Raw genomic sequence first — 16,749 nt, 5'->3', positions numbered from 1 at the left:
GGCTTGCGAGGTCATTAGGATTTTTGGGTCAAAAGCCGAGTGATGAAAAAAACGCTTGATTATCTACTTGCAAGTAGATAATTATCTACTCATGGGTAGACCAAAGAAAAAACAATCCGAACTCACTGTTGAAACGCTTCTCGATGCGGCGGAAGCCAATTTTGCGAGGGACGGCTTTATGGCCGCAAACTTGGCCGAGATCGCTTCTGAAGCTGGAATCACGAGGCCTTCGCTGCTTTACCACTTCAAGTCCAAAGAAGGTTTGTACGAGGCGGTGATCGAACGAATTTTCGAGCGGATTGCCGAAAAAGTTCGCCACGGATTGGTGGCTGGTGAGGAGAGCAGGGCGAGCGTGGTCGAATTGGCGGCGGCGATTACCGCATTCTTTCGGGATCATTCGGCTACATCTTCACTGATCGTGCGTGAGATTCTCGCGCCGCGTGGTCCGGGCCAGGAAAAAATACGCGAGCACGCCCCGGTCTTGTTGGATTCCGTAGAAGCTTGGATTCGCTCGATTCCGGGGCTCCGGACGGATGTCTCGGTGCGCGATGTGATGATGCAAGTTGTGACAAGCGCACTCATGCGCGGCTCCAACGCAGCGCTCGCCCACGATTTATGGGGCCCAAAAAGTCCTGACTATCACTCACTCATCTACACATTGTTTGAGGAGGAAAGTTGAAACTCGCACCTTTTTTCATCGTTTACGCTACCGCACCTGCACTATTTGCCGGGATTTATTTTGGCGGTTGGGCAAACATCTTACCGGCACTCGTCGCCTTCCTGCTCGTCCCGGTTGCGGATGCGATGACCGAACACAACCTCTGGAACCCTGGTGAAGAACACGAAAAGAAGAATCCAGTCCGCGACTTCACCTTCGGCTTGCCCCTTTATCTATGGGTGCCGCTGCAGATCTTCGTCTTGGTATGGGCGATGTCAGAGGCAGGTGGACGCCAAGGCTTGAATTGGCTTGGACTTGCGCTCTCGGTCGGACTGTTCACGGGCGGAATAGGTATCACCATTGCGCACGAGCTCATGCACCGCAAACCGTGGCACGAACGTGGGTTGGCCGAAGTCCTAATGCTGAGCGTCACCTATCCACATTTCTGTATCGAGCACGTTTTTGGTCACCACAAACACGTGGCCACACCTTTGGATGCGGCCACCTCAAGGCTTGGCGAAAGCCTTTATGCGTTTTTACCACGGGTCCTCGTTGATAGTTTGACCAGTGCGGTAGAGCTCGAAAAGAAGCGGATCGCCAGAGCTGGGATCTCTGTGTTCAGTCTGAAGAATCGACTGCTCCGTTACACGCTTTTGACGGCAGTGATTTACGGCGGAGTTATGTTCTTCTTTGGACCGAAAGGTGTCTTGTTCTTTGTGGTTCAAAGTGCCGTTGCGATCTTGTTGCTTGAGACCATTAACTACGTGGAACACTACGGATTGATGCGCAAGGAGAAGTCTCCGGGCAAGTATGAGCGCGTTCAACCGCACCATTCGTGGAACGCAAACCACCGAGTCAGCAACTATTGGCTCTTCAATCTACAGCGCCACGCAGACCATCACGCATGGGCTAGCCGGCCGTACCACTTGTTGAGAACCACGGAAGAAGGTCCGCAACTTCCGTATGGCTATCCGACCATGCTCCTCATGGCCTTTTTGCCTCCAGTTTGGAGGAAGGTGATGGACCCGTTGGTGCTACGCCTCATCGAAGAAAAATAACGAAGCGAGGTGAAAAAATATTTACTTGGCTCTTGCGAAGTGTTTGGTTGGTGTGTATGTGTTCTCTTTAGGCGAAGAAGGATTCGCTTAATGTGTAGTTGAATACCCTTGCCTTTTTTACACTAGAAGAGCTTGTCACATGTCTAAGCGCAAACTAGGTTCAGACACTGAATCCAAACCGAAGAGTCAAGAACGTGAGTACGAAGAAACGCTTGTCCGGTCCCGAGGCTCGGGCGCGTATACTGGAAGCCGCAGCGCGTGCCTTTCGACAACATGGATTGGGGGCTACGGTGGACCAAATCTCGACGGAGGCTGGATACTCGACCTCGGCCCTTTACAAACACTTTGCCAATCGGGACGCCATACTTCAGGCTCTAGCCGTAGAGGTCCGGTCTCGAATGAAGCAGGTCTATACCGAGGAGCCTCCAATACCATTGCGATTCGAGGATCGACTTCGTTGGGTGATGAGTCGCCTGACGAATTTTGTTCTGGAGGATCCAGATTTCTTTTTTGCGGTTCACTCGGCGTCTCCGGGGCTCAGAAGTGTCGGACCGCCGGATCAAGACGAACTCCTGAATCAACACATCAGCTACTTTACTCGCGTGATGCAGCAGGGGATCGACGAAGAAGTTCTGAGTCCGACCCACACGGCGGAGAGTCTTGCTCTCGTCTTTACGGGGATTCTAGATGCACTCGGGACGCGCTGGGGTCGAAATCAGACTCCTGCACCCGAACCGATCGGCGAACAAGCACTGGATATCTTTATGAATGGCGCGCGGCAAAAGGATTCTTAGTCCTCTTCCTGGCACTTTTTTCTTCCCCTTCATTTGCCCAATCTCTGAATCTAGAGGACGTTCTTCGGCTTTCCGTGGAGTCGCATCCTGAACTTGAAGGCGCCGATGCCGACGTAGCTATCGCCAGGGCCAACCGTGCAAGAACTCGCGCCAGCTATGGACCGAGTTTGAAAGCAGCGGCTAGCGTACAGGTTTGGAATGATGCCATAGAAATGAATCTTGCCGAGGGTATACCACCGCTTCCTGAGCCATCGAACGAGTATGAAGCCCTTATCTCAGGCTTCTTGAATTCTGGAACAGTGAGTATTCGCGACCAGGTTACATGGGACGCGTCTCTTACCATAACTCAGCCGCTGTCTCCGCTATGGGACGTCTATCTTGCTGCTCAGGTTAGGGAGCTGGATGAGTCGATAGCCAAAACACAAAATGACGCACTAACTCGGCGCATCCAGAAAGACGCTGTGGTGGCCTACTGGCGAGTGGTACAGGCAAAGAAGAGTTTGGAGGTCGCTGAAGCTTCGGTCGCCGAGCTCGAATCCCAGGCATCGCGACTTCAGACTTTGGTGGAGCTTGGCGCGGCCCAGAATGTGGACAAATTGAGACTCGATGTGGCGCTGGCTGCGGCTAAGAAGAGTGTTTTTGAGGCGGAGGCTAATGTTTCTCTTTCTCTATCTGCGCTTTCCGTGGCGATGGGACGCGCTTCCATGCCCGGGCTTGATGTTGCAGCGATAGAGCCATCGGAGATGCTTGCTCCAGAAACAGACATCAACACCTTGGTCGACGAGGCACTGAGGAATAGGGAAGAGCTCAAGAGCCTGGAACAAAACATTCAACAGGCCGACTTAGGTGTGGGCTTGGAGCGTGCCAACTACTATCCAGACGTAGTGGCGTTGGCGCAGGCAAAACATGCTCAGGGCCAGGGGCTAGCGGGAGAAAACACGTTCTTTGTAGGGGCTGCCATGGAGTGGACCTTCTTCGAGTGGGGTAGGACTTCACGAGCGGTGGATGCCGCAGAGGCTACTTCGATCAAAGTCAAGGCAGCAAGAACTCAGGCGCAACATCAGATTGGGCTGCAGATTCGAAAAGCGTGGTTCGACTATGTTGCCGCGCAGAAAGGCTACGAGGTTGCCGGCGTCGCTGCTACGCAAGCTGAAGAAGCTTATCGCGTAGAGACCGAGCGATTTGAAGCAGGTCAGACTGCGGCAACCGACCTGCTATCTGCGCAAACCGCCCTTACGGAAGCACGCAATAACCGTGACGCAGCTTTTTATCAGGCTCTTGTCCATCGAAGTGAATTGATTTGGGCATTGGGTCGACCGTTGACTCGCAAGAACTTAGTTGAAGGAAGTTTAAGATGAATATTCGAACCATGATAATATTAGCGGCTCTTGTGCTTTGGGGATGCGGAGGTGAAGGCGAAAAGGTGTCTCTTCCTGTTGACGTCGAACCTGCCAAACCGAAAGTACAGACACCCAACATTGGTAAAATTGCCAACGGTACTGGTGATATCAACACAAACCTCACGCTCGCCGGTACAGTCGAGACCTATCGGGACGCCAAAGTTGCTGCGGGGGTCAGTGGTGTTGTTGAAAAGGTCTTGGTTGAGGAGGGCCAAGTCGTCAAAGCAGGCGATGTGCTGGTTGAAATTGACCCGGCGACCTATCGACTCAGAGTTCGGCAAGCTGAAGCAGCGCGGCGACGTGGCGAAGCGCAAGTCGCAATGCTTGAAAAACAGTTTAATCGTGCCAAACAACTCCTCGACCGAAACGCGGCAACACAGGCGGATTTTGACATGATTTCTGGTCAACTTGAGGTTGCTCGCGCCGGGGTCGCCGAGGCAGAAGTTGGAGTGCAAATGGCACGAAACATGTTGTCAGACTCCAAAGTCTCGGCGCCGTACGATGCGGTGGTCACACGGGTGGCCGTCTCGGAAGGCGACTTTGCCGCTGCAGGTCCAACGGCACTGATTGAGCTCGCCGAAATCTCGAGACTTCGCGCCAGGATAGAAGTTCCGGAGTCATACCTTGCCCGGGTGACCATTGGACAAGATATCACGCTCAGAGTGCCGTCTGCAGGAAAGTCCCTGAACGCGAAAGTGGAGAGCATCAACCCCTTAATCAAGCCGGGAACCCGGTCCTTTGCAGCACTAATGGAACTCGAAAATACAGACCTAGAACTCAGACCGGGAATGTTCGTTGAAGCTACAATCGGAGGCCAGCGATGAACCTCATTGACTTAACGATTCGCCGACCCGTATTCACAAGCGTCTTGATGTTGATGCTCGTTGTCTTTGGTGGCTGGGCTTACAACAAAGTTGGTGTCGATCTCTACCCCGATGTGGATGTTCCGGTGGTAACGGTCACGGCTGTTTATCCTGGAGCTGACCCTTTAACGATTGAATCTCGCGTTGTTGAACCGCTTGAAGAGGCGATCAACGGGGTAAGTGGTCTCGAAGAATTGCGTTCAACGAGCTCGGAAAACGTGGCCGTGGTCGTTGCTCAGTTCGCGCTAGAGGTCAACGGTGACCAGGCAGCTCAGGATGTTCGCGACAAGGTCGCGTCAATTCTTGCTCAGCTTCCAGAAGGTGTAGAAGCCCCGGTTATCCAAAAGCTTGACCTCGGGGCTCAGCCCATCATTTCTCTCGTGCTCTCCGCACCTGTCGAGACCCGAGAACTCACGAACTTCGCGGAAGATGAGGTGAAAGCGAGACTCCAGAAGATCCAGGGAGTCGGTAATATTGATATTGTGGGTGGAAGTGAAAGGGAGTTTCACGTCGATATCAATCCAATTGCGCTCGAATCTTTCGGATTGAGCGTGACTGACGTTGCCAGCACTCTGCAGGCTCAAAACGTGGAGTTGCCGGGTGGACGTATCATCACTGCGACCACCGAGTTTGGCCTGAAGACCGTGGGTGAAGTTCACTCAGCCCAGGCAATCGGGCAGCTTATCATCGCTTCCCAAGACGGGCGTGCGGTGAGGATCAGCGACGTGGCGAAAGTCCTCGATACATCTGAGGAGAAGCGCTCGCACGCTTCGCTAAATGGAACATCAGCCGTGACCATCACGGTCACCAAGCAGTCCGGCGCCAACACAGTCGAAGTGGCGCGGAATGCGCGCTCCGAGGTCGAGGAGATTACCAGGGCGCTGCCTGAGGGTTGGACTTTGGACATGCCGGTCGATAACTCGGTTTTCATCGAGCGAACCATCGGTGACGTTCAGTTTGACCTGGTTTTCGGCGCGATCTTGGCCATTCTTATCATCCTCTTCTTCCTGAGAGATTGGCGAGCAACGCTCGTTTCGGCGCTTGCTCTGCCAACATCGGTCATCGCCACAGTCTTCTTCATCTATGTCATGGGCTTTACTTTCAACACCTTGACGATGTTGGCTCTCACGCTCTCCATCGGAATTCTCATCGATGACGCGATCGTGGTCATTGAAAACATCCACCGCCATATGGAGATGGGAAAGTCTGCTTGGGAGGCGGCACAGGAGGGCACCAAAGAGATTGCGCTTGCTGTGCTCGCCATCACGCTTTCGATCGTGGCTGTGTTCGTTCCGGTTGCCATGATGAAAGGCATCATCGGCAGATTCTTCTTTCAGTTCGGACTCACGGTAGCGTTTGCCGTGGCGATGTCTCTCTTTGTGGCATTGACTCTAACTCCAATGCTCTCTGCCCGTGTCCTCAAAGAAGCCCATCACAAACCCGGAAGAATAGGTGCATTTTTGGAACGTATTCTTGAGGCGTTGGATCGAGGCTACGAGGCGCTTGCTCGCAAATCTCTTTCTCATCCTTTTGTGGTGTTGGCGCTGGCGCTAGGCGCATTTGTCTTCTCCCTTGGACTCTTCACGAAACTGCCCGTGGAATTCACGCCTGCCGAAGACAGAGGTGAGTTCATCGTGTTTGCCGAATATCCTCCAGGGACGCGATTGGAGGACACGATTCAGATCATGGAAGATGTCGCGTCTACTATCCGGGAGTCTCCTGGCGTTGAACTTACGCTTGCTACCATTGGAGGCGGGGTTCAGGGGCAGGTCAACAAGGGGACGATTCACGTGGAGATCCTCGACTCGAAATCGCGCGAATTCTCTCAGGAGGAAGCTATTCGGTACTTTCGAGAGAGGATAAGTGGGTTTCCAGGGACATACGCCATTGAACCGTTGGCAAACGTCTCTAGCGGTTCCGGACGTCAGGCCACTCTGCAATACGTGCTGCAGGGAAATGATATGGAAAGCCTTGATGCGACGGCTGATAGAGTCATCGACCGAATGCTAGAGGCCGGAGTCTATGTAGATGTAGACAAGTCTTCTCGACCTGGAAAGCCGGAGCTAAGCGTTGCTATCGACCGCGTACGTGCCGCAGACCTCGGTGTGCCTGTGGCAGATATCGCACTGGCGATTCGGATGCTCTACGCAGGAGACAAGGCTACCGAAATTGCGACTGATGGAGAGCGATTCGAGGTTAAGGTAAGAATGGATGAGTCATTGCGGCACGATCCAGGCCAAATTTTGGGGTTGAAGGTCAGGTCGCGAAAGACAGGTCAGCTCGTCCCACTCTCGAATTTCGTGGAAGTCAAAGATACACTGGGGCCTGCCCAGATCGAGCGAATGAACCGTCAGCGCCAAATCACAATCTTCGCCAACTTGGATGGCATTGCGCTAGGTGCTGCCATGCAGGAGGTCGGGACAATAGTAGAAGAAGTCAGTCCCGATGGGGTCTCGGGTGCGCTTTCGGGTACATCAAAGAACCTCGAGGAGACCCTTGGCTACATGATCGAGGCGTTGATTCTAGCGATTGTTCTGATCTATCTGATTCTAGCCGCGCAGTTTGAGAGTTGGATACATCCGTTAACTATCATGGTTTCTCTTCCGCTTTCGCTCATCGGTGCGTTCGGAGCGCTGGTCATTTTTGGCATGCCAATGAGTATTTTCACTATGATTGGCTTCATCATGTTGATGGGTCTGGTGACGAAGAATGCCGTCTTGATGGTGGACTATACCAACGTGTTGAGGGCTGAGGGACTTGATAGGTTCGAGGCTTTGGTCAAAGCCGGTACCGTCCGCCTTAGACCAATCCTCATGACGACCGCGGCCATGATTGGAGGAATGATGCCAGTAGCGCTCGCAATGTCTTCTGGCGGTGAGGTTCGAGCGCCCATGGCCGTTGCTGTGATTGGGGGCCTCGTAACGTCCACGTTCCTAACCCTCATCGTAATTCCCGTGGTGTATACCTTCCTTGATCGTCTAAGTGAGATTCTTAGGAAGAGCCCCTCTTTGACATGACCCAAATAAAGCTGACAATTGGCTAAAGAGGCGCGATTCCTTATACTTGTGTAAATCGAATGTTTTCAGAGCCCGAGTCGCACAGAGGAATCATGATTCTCGTCAAGGATGGTTTAGTTTTCGACGGAACGGGTGAACCCGGTTTCAGGACCAATATCATCATCAAGGCGGGCCGGATTCATGAGTTTGCAGACGAGGTTGATGAAGCGCAATTCGACAAGGTGATTGATGCCAAAGGGTGTTGGGTAATGCCAGGGTTTCTGGATACCCATACGCACTATGACGCTGAGATTTTGGCTGGCCCGGGACTGCACGAGTCCGTCAGGCATGGCGTGACCACGGTGTGCATCGGGTCTTGTTCCTTGAGTACCATTTTGAGCCCGCCCGAAGATTGCGCGGATTTCTTCACGAGGGTCGAAGCGCTCCCGCGTGAACACGTGCTCCCAGCCTTGGAGAAGTACAAAACGTGGACGTCTCCAAAGGAGTATATCGAGGGACTTGAGAGTAGGCCGCTTGGACCAAACGTGGCGTGTTTCCTGGGTCACTCGGATATGCGTTGCGCTGCGATGGGGCTTGGAAGGTCGGTGGACGCAAGTGTTCGGCCGAGCAAAGAGGAATTGGCGCAAATGGAGGCCTGGCTTAACGAGGCGCTCGACGCGGGATATCTGGGGATGTCCACCATGACCAACCCCTGGGACAAGGTTGGCGGCGAGCGGTTTACGTCCAGCAAATTGCCCTCGACCTATGCGACCTGGGCTGAATATCGGCATTTCCACAAGATACTGAGGAAGCGTGGGCGAATCCTTCAAAGCGCGCCCAATATCACGACGAAGTACAATGTTTTTGCGTTTCTAGCTGAAACGGCCAGTTTTTGGGTTCGGCGCCCACTCAAGGTGACCCTCATCTCGGCAGCTGATACCAAGGCCGATCCGTGGCTGTCCACACTTGTGACGACCACCACGGGTTGGTGGAACAAGCTTCTGGGCGCGGACCTGAAGTGGCAGACGGTACCCATGCCTTTTGAAGTGTATGCGGACGGAATGGACCTTGTGGTCTTCGAAGAGTTTGGGGCAGGTGAGGCCGCACTGCACCTCGCCGATGAGCTGGAGAGAAACGAGCTGCTCAAAGACGAGGACTATCGGAGAGAGTTCCGTCGAGACTATGAAAAGCGGTGGTCTCCCAGAGTTTGGCATCGCGATTTCTACGATGCCACTATTGTGGAATGCCCCGATGAAACTTGGGTTGGAAAGACCTTTGGCGAAGTTGCAGATGAACAAAAACTACATCCGGTAGATGCGTTTTTGGACCTCGTAGTGGAGCACGGAACTAAGCTTCGGTGGAAGACCACCATCGCAAATCACCGGTCTGAAAAGCTCGTGAAACTCGCCAGCGATAAGAGTGTCCACGTGAGTTTTTCCGATGCGGGTGCGCATGTTCGCAATATGGCATTCTACAATTTTGCCCTCTACTACCTCAAGTCCGTTTGGGATGCGGAACGTGCAAAAACGCCCGTCATCCCTATCGAAAAGGCGATTCGTAAAGTGACTGGAGAACTCGCCGATTGGTACCAAATTGATGCGGGCTATATCTGTCCGGACGATCGCGCGGACCTTGTCATTGTGAACCCAGACGGGTTAGACGACTCGCTCGGCGGGTACCATGAGGCACCGATGGAGATGATGGGGGGCTTGGAACGAATGGTTCGTCGCAACGACGACGCTGTAGTCGCGACACTCATCTCGGGCCACGTTGTGTATGAGCGCGGCCAATTCTCAGAAGACTTGGGTGCCAAGAGGCTTGGTTCCTTCCTGCGGGTTGGAGAACCAAGCCCGTAGATGCACTTAAGCCGGTGGACCAACCCGAGGAAAAAGTACGGTATTTTCCAAGTGAATGTGTTCCTGAAGTGACCGTTCGAGCTCATAGAGTCCATCCCACAAGGCTCGCCATGAACCACAGGCGTGCGGTGGTTTTTGATAATCGTGGGTGAGCTCTCGAATCGCTTCGAGATGTCGCTCTGCGTCTTCGTGATCGCGCAGCATCACGGCGATTGGGCACGCCAGCTTTTCGGCCTCCCCGGCCAAAATCGCGGGAAAGAGGACTTGTTCTTCCTTGATGAAATGTGACTCAAGCTCTTCCTTGAGTTGCACCACATTGTAGGCCAAATCCAGAAGGGTAGGGTCGAGTTCGCCATGAACACGAGCCACTTTGGTCGCAAGGAACTCCAAGTGCGGCAGAGCGTCGTCGAGAGGGCGATGGTACTTCGTCAGAATATGCTCAATCAACTCACCCGTGGGCCTGTTCAGCCATGTCTCAAGCTCCTCGGGGCTTGCGAGTTCTATTTCACGCTCGATTTCAGCCACCACCGTTTGAACTTCGATACCCTTGTTTGCACATGCTTCTGCGAGTGGAACACTGCCTCCGCAGCAGAAGTTAATCTTGTGGCGCTGAAAGATTCGGGTACTGACTGGGTATTCAGCGGCAATTTCGTTGACGGTTGCTCGTTTGCTCAGCATATCTGGACTCCTCAATGATATTAGTGGCGTGGTGCCACGGCGCGGAGCCTAGCCAAGTCTGGTTTCACCTATTGTGATCTGAATCATGCCCTCAGGACTTGCCGAAGAATTTTGTACACGGTGGAGGAGCAGACTCCTGAGTAGAGTAGGTACACATCACCGCAAGACTCTGGTGTTCGAGCAACGTCGCATGCCGGATCTCGGCAGGTGTACTCATGACGCCTTGGAATCGAACCTCATGGCAGGTGCTTGTTTGGCCGGCAATTGTGCATTTTGTGACAAGATGCGGGTTGTAAAACCCAGCAATGCCGTGGTCATCAGTCCACTTTGCGATGGTGGTTTCTACCAGGTTCTCTAGTGCTTGGCGCGACCCGCCTTGCCACGTCAGAGAACCATTGGAGCACGCAAGTTCGCGAGGACGCAGGAAGTGGCACTTGCCCTCACTTCGAAGGGCTACGCCGCCGACCATTACGGGGCCGTTCTTGCGTCCGAGCTCCTTGAGGTCTTTGCCCAACGCATTGAAGTATCGCTGACACGAAGCCTTATCCGCAGAACCGTAGGTTAAACAGAGCATTCCCGCCTTCCCGTGTTGGGTCTTGGCGGTGGTGAATATGCCGTGAGCAATGATTTCGCCATCCTTATCAACCGTGCCCCCTCCGAAGAGCCCCGGTTTCATGGCTCGGAATTGGTATTCGGTGGATTCTCCACGAGCCCCATTCACGCTGATAGCGCTGCGTTTTCCCCAGTAGGCTGTCTCTTGGTTAGTGACCATCGTCGCGTACGTGGCCGCAAAGTTTGAGAGTTCATAGTAGCTTCCGCGGGCCGCTGGACCTGTCTGAACGAAGAGTTCAGCTGAACCACATTTGGCCACTATCCAACCGGTCTCAAAGTTCTCGACATCACAATTTTGTAGAACCGAAGGCACTTTCGGTTGGTTCGCAGTCCGAGTCTCTTCCGGCTCATATTGCGGATACTCTGGTTGGTGTGTCGTAGGTTCAGCTTCCTCTTCCGGCATGTCTTCCGGATAGGCCACCGCGGGTGAATCGGGTTCCTCGTCGTCGTCAACGTAATCTTGTTCGTCGGCATAGAGTTCGTCGGTGTTTCCGTACTCAGGCTCTGCCGATGTTTGAGGTGCATCGGGGTAGTGATGGTGGTGATGAACCGCACAGCTGGAAAGCGATAGGAGAGCAATTGCGATCAAAAATTTCATTTCAAGACCTTAGTAATTTCAGAGCCCAATGAGGCCGTGTACTCGTGTAAGGACGAATCGACATCGATTTTGTTCAAGTGCAAGAATCGGGTGGTTATGTTTGGGCTGAGTAGTAGTCTTCGAGAAGTCGGTACCACGAGTCAGTCATGTCAGATTATGAAACCATCAAGCGCGCCATTGAGTTCTTAGACTCGAGGCACACGCCTCCGGGGCTCGAAGAGCTCGCCACATTCCTAGGCTTGAGCGTGTTTCAGACGCAGAGACTCTTTGCGCGTTGGGCCGGAATTTCTCCCAAACGATTTACGCAAGCTATTGTAGCGGAAAAGGCTCGACTGAAGCTCCTGAGCCAAGAGAACGTACTTCAAACAAGCCTCGATGTGGGACTTTCTGGGCCGGGTCGACTTCATGATTTGACGGTGAATGTCTACGGAGCAACGCCCGGCGAGATTCGAACACTTGGGGCTGATCTGACCATTACGTGGGGTTATGCTGAATCGCCCCTCGGTCTTGCGCTAATTGCAGCCACGCCCCGTGGAATCTGCGCGTTGAGTTTCCTCGATAATGAGTCAGATGAGGGGCCTCTTGCGCGCCTGAAGAAGGAATGGTGCAGTGCAACATTGTACAGGGACGACACCCGGGCCGAGGAACTTTCAGCCCTCATCTTTTCCGGATTCCGTGGCGAAATCGCTGACCCTATCCACGTTTATGTGCAAGGTACAAACTTTCAGATTCGCGTCTGGCGTGCACTTCTAGAGATTCCTAGCGGTGAGATTTCATCGTACGGGGAAATCGCCGAGAAAGTTCAGAGCCCCCGGGCGAGCCGCGCTGTGGGCGGAGCCGTCGGGGCGAACCCTGTGGCGGTCTTGATACCGTGTCACCGAGTCCTGCGCTCAAATGGGGACCTTGGCGGCTACCATTGGGGGCTTGAAAGAAAGAGAATCTTGCTGGCCCTCGAACTCAAGGACCCGGTTTGAAGTTTCGAACAACTTCTCCCCAGCAAATCAGTTCACCTTCCAAGGTCAATGCGCAAGCCTGGCTTAAACCCATACTCAAGTCTTTAAACTCCCCCTTGGGCACGTTTGCTAGCCTCTGGTGTCCCCAGCATGCAACCGTCTTATCCTCTCGAATCGCGCAAACACCGAACCAACTTAATACCTTGCTGTATTTTCCCGTGGGTATCTGTATTCCGCTACGGCCCCAGCACTCGATCTGCGAATCTGATGAACGAATGCCACAGACTCTTCTCTCACCCGCACTGATGCTATCGAATGCTGTGTCTGGTGGTTGAGTCTCTGGGAGCTCGGTGTTACCCCAACATTTGACTCGTGAATCCGATTTCCGAATGGCACAGGCGAAGCGCCTGGCGGCCACAATATTCCTGTAGGCATCGTCGGTGACTTCAAGACTCCCTCGGCCCAACAAGTTAAAGCAGATCACCGAGTCGTCGGCGCGGATACCGCACCTCGCGGACCCTCCAGAAACCTCCTTGAATTTTCGCTTTGAGACGCGTTTCCAACTGGAGGTCGAGTCGTTGCGGTAACAATAGAGTGCTTTTGAACCGGAGGCGATACCACATGAGCCGTCGAGTTTTTCGAATAGAGGTGGCGAAGCTTCAAGGTGTTTTCGAGGCAGCCAACAACGAATTGTGCCGGCCGACGTGAGCCCACAACCGTCGCTAATGCTTTGTAGCGGTACGTCGATGGGGCTCTTGTCGAAGAGGTTAGGAAGCTTTCTTGATGCCCTGACTGGCCTCCCCCAACAGGTCAAGACTCCATCGTCCAATCGTGTTCCGCATGTGGATTGAGTGCCTGCGCGAATGGTGCGAAACCTCACATCTTTGGGAGGGTCTGCTCCAGAGTAAAGGTCTGCCTGCCAGCACTGCACGGTGTCATCCTCAAGCCGAATTCCACATGTATGCTTTAGTCCAGCACTAATGGATTTGAATCGTGTCTCTTCGGGTACCTCGTAGAGTTGGTAGAAAGTGGACTCTCCCCAACATCTTGGTTTTCCTTGATTGTTCAACGCGCAGGCATGGTCCACCCCTACCGTGACGGCTTTGAATTTACCCTTGGGAGGGGAGGTTCTGCCGGCATCATCAAGGCCCCAACATTTTAGGGTGTTATCTACCAAGATGCCGCACGAGAATTTTGGACCAGTGCTCACTTCGAGGAATTTTGCTTGCGCTGGTGGTTGTGACTGGCCGGTCCAATTCCACCCCCAACACGTGATTGTTTGGTCTATGTCGTTGATTCCACAGGCGTTGTGTCGACTCACCGATATTTTTCGAAAGCCAGGATATCCTTGGGCCTCCAAGAGCATGAAGTCGGGGACCTCAAGTCCCAAGAGCGCGGGCATTTCGGCTGCTTTGGTGAACGTGTTAACGAGTATTGCCAGCGTCAACGCGAGTAGAAGACCGAAAATATGGGGAGGGTGTTTCGTCATAATTGAATTGACAACATCGAGCTCAAAATGTTCCCGATAACGACAAAGACGGCGTCAAAATGGCTCGAGTTCCCTTTGGTGCACTTTGTTCCGGGTTGTCTTTCTGCGCCTTAGCGTCTAATCTTCGTCGTAGCGGAGGTGATTTGAAGAACGGGGAAGAGCAATCCGAGATGAGCGGGGATAGTTGGTCTTTACGGTGGGATCCGAGAAGGTGGCGAGAAGGGCTTCTTAGCCTTTGTGTCCAGTATGCGTTTTACAGCGGCATCCTAGTCTACATTCCGAGTGTGGTGCTCGCGTATAAGCACGAGATGTGGGGCGTTGTTTGGCTCGATACAGTAGCGATGATGCTCGTCGCCTCGCTCTTCGTGTTTCGTAGGCTCGCGTTCAGAATTCGCGCATTTGGCTTCTTGCTAGTTTTGTATGCGCTCACGATTGGCATGTTGGTCTGGGTCCTGCCGGTGTCCGGGGTCTTCATGATGGGGTATTCGGTTTTTGCGACGCTCCTTATGGGGCGCAAAGCCGGTTATGTCGCGATTTTCTTTAATTTCTTGGGGATGATGGCAGTCGGTGCTTGGGTGGCGATGGGCCGCATGCCTCTTGGGAATGGGTTGGTCCCACCTACAGTGGAGTGGGTGGTCATCACAGCCAACTATATGATCATCAACTCGTTGATTGTCATTGCGATTGGAGCTGTGATCAACACCCTTGAAAAGGCTTGGCTCTCGGAACAACGCGCTTTGGATGATGCCGAAGAAAGCGAGCGGAGATTCTCGCAGATCGCCAGAAATATTCAGGAGGTCTTCTATATCCAAGACGCTAAGACGGGTGGTCTGGTCTACGCGAGCCCCTTGTTCAGCACGCTCTGGGGCCAGGAGTTTTCCAAGATAGGGTCTTGGGAAGACCTGATGCGCCTGATTCATCCCGAGGATGCTGAGCGGGTCGGACTGGGGCTCGAAGAGCGCAAGCGTGGGCACTCCAACGAGCTCGAGTTCAGAATTGGGGCTGGCAACAACGCAGTTTGGGTTAGGGATCGCGGATATCCGGTCATGGAAGCGGATGAGTTGGTTCGTGTTGTGGGAACGATGCGAGAGTTCACGGAGCAAAAGCATCTCCAGGAAGAACTCTTCAAAACTCAACGTTTGGAGAGTATCGGAAACCTTGCGAGCGGCATCGCGCACGACCTGAACAACGTGCTCTCGCCGATTTTGATGTCCGTCGATGTGCTGAAGAGCAGAGTCAAAGACCCGGAGCTCAAGGGAACTCTTGCTGCCCTTGAGAGCAGCGCCAAAAGAGGAGCAGGACTCATTCGTCAAATTCTCGGACTCGGAAAGGGCGCGAGCGGCGCGAAGGTCTCAATTTCTCCGGCCAAGGTTGTGGATGATGTGCGAAAGATCGTGCAGGAGACTTTTCCTCGCGATGTCGAACTCGTCTGGGACGTGCAGGGCGATGTTTGGAATGTGATGGGCGATGAGGTTCATCTTCAACAGATCGTGATGAACTTCCTTGTGAACGCGCGTGATGCGGTCTCTGGAAAAGGGACGATTCAGCTCACGATGCGAAACGCTCGCGAGGCGGGCGGAGACTTTGTGGAGCTCCATGTCAAAGACGACGGCCATGGAATTCCAGAAGATTTGCATGAGAAGATTTTTGAGCCGTTCTTCTCAACGAAGGGCGTTGGTAAAGGCACCGGCCTAGGGCTCTCAACGACATATTCAATTGTTAGACAGATGGGGGGGGAAATCGAATTGAAATCTAAACCGGGTGAAGGGGCCTTATTCTCCGTGCGTTTTCCTGCGACACGTGAACTAGCGCTCACGTCGAGTGACGACCTGCACACAGGCTTGCGGGGCCGCGGCGAACTCATACTCTTGGTCGACGATGACGAACAGATTGTGACCGTGACCAAAGGGGTTCTCGAAGAGTTTGGATATCGGGTCATCACGGCGAAGAATGGTGCGGAAGGCGTGTCGAAGTTTGCGATGAATCGTGACGCTCTAGCTCTGGTTGTCTCGGATATGAACATGCCCGTGATGAATGGACCGGCGATGATTCGCGCCATTAAGGCTCTGAAGGCGGACGTCAAGGTGATTGGCGTGACAGGACTCAGGGACGACGAAACTCGCCCAGAAGAGTGTCATCGATTCCTCAACAAGCCCTTCTCTTCTCAGCTCCTCTTGGCCAATATTCGGGAATTGATCGATGAAAGTTTGCGAGAAACACCAGGGGATTTGAATACCCTTCCTTCGCGGATTTCGTCCGATGAACTCGATGTGATGACACGTTCTCGCAAGATTCTGGTTGTTGAGGATGAACTCATTTTGGGTGAGTTGACTTCGCAGACGTTGAGGAAGGCGGGACACAAAGTTACCTGGGTCAAGAACGGTCAAGCAGCGCTTGAGGAAATCGACTCCGGTGAGTTTGATGTGGTGATTTCCGATATTCATCTTCCGCAACTTAACGGGGCTGAACTCTTCGAGGCAGTGCGCGAAAAAAGGCCAGATCTGAAGTTCATCTTCACGACAGGAGACCATAAGTTGCCGGAGAGCTTGAGGTCCTATGTGGGAAAAGGGGTGGCAGCTATGTACAAACCATTTACTGTCAACGACCTTAAGTCGACGATATTTAGGGTGCTTGAAAACTGAGATTTTCTCGTACTTGCGGGCGCTAAAACGATGGTTGCGCTGGCTACTAAGGGTTGATCTTGGGGGCAAAGATTGGCATGCTCAGGCGTGAAGGGAACACTTCTAAACTTGAGGGAAGATATGAATAGATTTTTGTTGCTGAGTTTATTTTT

The 16,749-nt window shown here is 53.2% G+C and carries 12 protein-coding genes; 9 read left to right on the top strand and 3 right to left on the bottom strand.

The window, feature by feature from the left end:
- Positions 1-91 precede the first annotated feature (91 nt).
- The 7 genes from FRD01_RS05950 to FRD01_RS05925 all read left to right on the top strand — a co-directional run bounded on the left by FRD01_RS05950 (position 92) and on the right by FRD01_RS05925 (position 9,625).
- Complete coding sequence (locus FRD01_RS05950) at positions 92-679, top strand: TetR/AcrR family transcriptional regulator (RefSeq protein ID WP_146958477.1); 588 nt, start codon at positions 92-94, stop codon at positions 677-679.
- Entirely contained in the window at positions 676-1,716 is a 1,041-nt protein-coding gene (locus tag FRD01_RS05945) for an alkane 1-monooxygenase (RefSeq protein WP_146958476.1), read from the top strand. Before FRD01_RS05950 ends, FRD01_RS05945 begins: the two co-directional genes overlap by 4 nt.
- A gap of 194 nt (positions 1,717-1,910) precedes the next feature.
- A complete protein-coding gene (locus tag FRD01_RS24215) occupies positions 1,911-2,510 on the top strand; it encodes a TetR/AcrR family transcriptional regulator (RefSeq protein WP_249756047.1) in 600 nt (199 codons plus the stop codon).
- 74 nt (positions 2,511-2,584) lie between these two features.
- Positions 2,585-3,868, top strand: a complete 1,284-nt coding sequence (locus tag FRD01_RS24210) for a TolC family protein (protein ID WP_249756046.1) — start codon at positions 2,585-2,587, stop codon at positions 3,866-3,868.
- Entirely contained in the window at positions 3,865-4,734 is an 870-nt protein-coding gene (locus FRD01_RS05935; RefSeq protein WP_146958474.1) for an efflux RND transporter periplasmic adaptor subunit, read from the top strand. The genes FRD01_RS24210 and FRD01_RS05935 overlap by 4 nt, the downstream gene beginning before the upstream one ends.
- Positions 4,731-7,790: an efflux RND transporter permease subunit gene (locus tag FRD01_RS05930; RefSeq protein ID WP_146958473.1), complete on the top strand. Its 3,060-nt coding sequence runs from the start codon at positions 4,731-4,733 to the stop codon at positions 7,788-7,790. Before FRD01_RS05935 ends, FRD01_RS05930 begins: the two co-directional genes overlap by 4 nt.
- A gap of 92 nt (positions 7,791-7,882) precedes the next feature.
- Positions 7,883-9,625 carry an N-acyl-D-amino-acid deacylase family protein gene (locus tag FRD01_RS05925; protein ID WP_146958472.1) on the top strand — a complete coding sequence of 581 codons (1,743 nt, stop codon included), beginning with the start codon at positions 7,883-7,885 and terminating at the stop codon, positions 9,623-9,625.
- Positions 9,626-9,631: 6 nt separating this feature from the next.
- On the opposite strand, the gene ric is transcribed toward FRD01_RS05925, so the two are convergent.
- Both ric and FRD01_RS05915 read right to left on the bottom strand, forming a co-directional pair.
- Positions 9,632-10,303: an iron-sulfur cluster repair di-iron protein gene (gene ric / locus FRD01_RS05920; protein ID WP_146958471.1), complete on the bottom strand. Its 672-nt coding sequence runs from the start codon at positions 10,301-10,303 to the stop codon at positions 9,632-9,634.
- Between the two features lie 91 nt (positions 10,304-10,394).
- Complete coding sequence (locus FRD01_RS05915) at positions 10,395-11,513, bottom strand: hypothetical protein (protein WP_146958470.1); 1,119 nt, start codon at positions 11,511-11,513, stop codon at positions 10,395-10,397.
- Between the two features lie 146 nt (positions 11,514-11,659).
- Between FRD01_RS05915 and FRD01_RS05910 the strand changes: the two genes are divergently transcribed.
- Positions 11,660-12,487 (top strand): methylated-DNA--[protein]-cysteine S-methyltransferase, encoded by an 828-nt coding sequence (locus FRD01_RS05910; RefSeq protein WP_146958469.1) that lies wholly within the window; start codon positions 11,660-11,662, stop codon positions 12,485-12,487.
- Here FRD01_RS05910 and FRD01_RS05905 read toward each other — a convergent pair.
- Positions 12,471-13,955: an RCC1 domain-containing protein gene (locus FRD01_RS05905; RefSeq protein ID WP_146958468.1), complete on the bottom strand. Its 1,485-nt coding sequence runs from the start codon at positions 13,953-13,955 to the stop codon at positions 12,471-12,473. The two genes, FRD01_RS05910 and FRD01_RS05905, sit on opposite strands and share 17 nt — an antisense overlap.
- A gap of 143 nt (positions 13,956-14,098) precedes the next feature.
- Here FRD01_RS05905 and FRD01_RS05900 point away from each other — a divergent pair, with 143 nt between their 5' ends.
- Positions 14,099-16,597 (top strand): response regulator, encoded by a 2,499-nt coding sequence (locus FRD01_RS05900; RefSeq protein ID WP_249756045.1) that lies wholly within the window; start codon positions 14,099-14,101, stop codon positions 16,595-16,597.
- Positions 16,598-16,749 lie beyond the last annotated feature (152 nt).

Source organism: Microvenator marinus, from assembly GCF_007993755.1.
GTDB lineage: Bacteria > Myxococcota_A > Bradymonadia > Bradymonadales > Bradymonadaceae > Allomicrovenator > Allomicrovenator marinus.
This window is presented reverse-complemented; position numbering and strand designations above follow the sequence as displayed.

What these genes read in the sequence shown, in the direction of transcription:
- FRD01_RS05910 (WP_146958469.1), top strand. Translation starts at nt 11,660, where the DNA reads ATGTCAGATTATGAAACCATCAAGCGCGCCATTGAGTTCTTAGACTCG.
- ric (WP_146958471.1), bottom strand. Translation starts at nt 10,303, where the DNA reads ATGCTGAGCAAACGAGCAACCGTCAACGAAATTGCCGCTGAATACCCA.
- FRD01_RS05925 (WP_146958472.1), top strand. Translation starts at nt 7,883, where the DNA reads ATGATTCTCGTCAAGGATGGTTTAGTTTTCGACGGAACGGGTGAACCC.
- FRD01_RS05905 (WP_146958468.1), bottom strand. Translation starts at nt 13,955, where the DNA reads ATGACGAAACACCCTCCCCATATTTTCGGTCTTCTACTCGCGTTGACG.
- FRD01_RS05950 (WP_146958477.1), top strand. Translation starts at nt 92, where the DNA reads ATGGGTAGACCAAAGAAAAAACAATCCGAACTCACTGTTGAAACGCTT.
- FRD01_RS05915 (WP_146958470.1), bottom strand. Translation starts at nt 11,513, where the DNA reads ATGAAATTTTTGATCGCAATTGCTCTCCTATCGCTTTCCAGCTGTGCG.
- FRD01_RS05930 (WP_146958473.1), top strand. Translation starts at nt 4,731, where the DNA reads ATGAACCTCATTGACTTAACGATTCGCCGACCCGTATTCACAAGCGTC.
- FRD01_RS05935 (WP_146958474.1), top strand. Translation starts at nt 3,865, where the DNA reads ATGAATATTCGAACCATGATAATATTAGCGGCTCTTGTGCTTTGGGGA.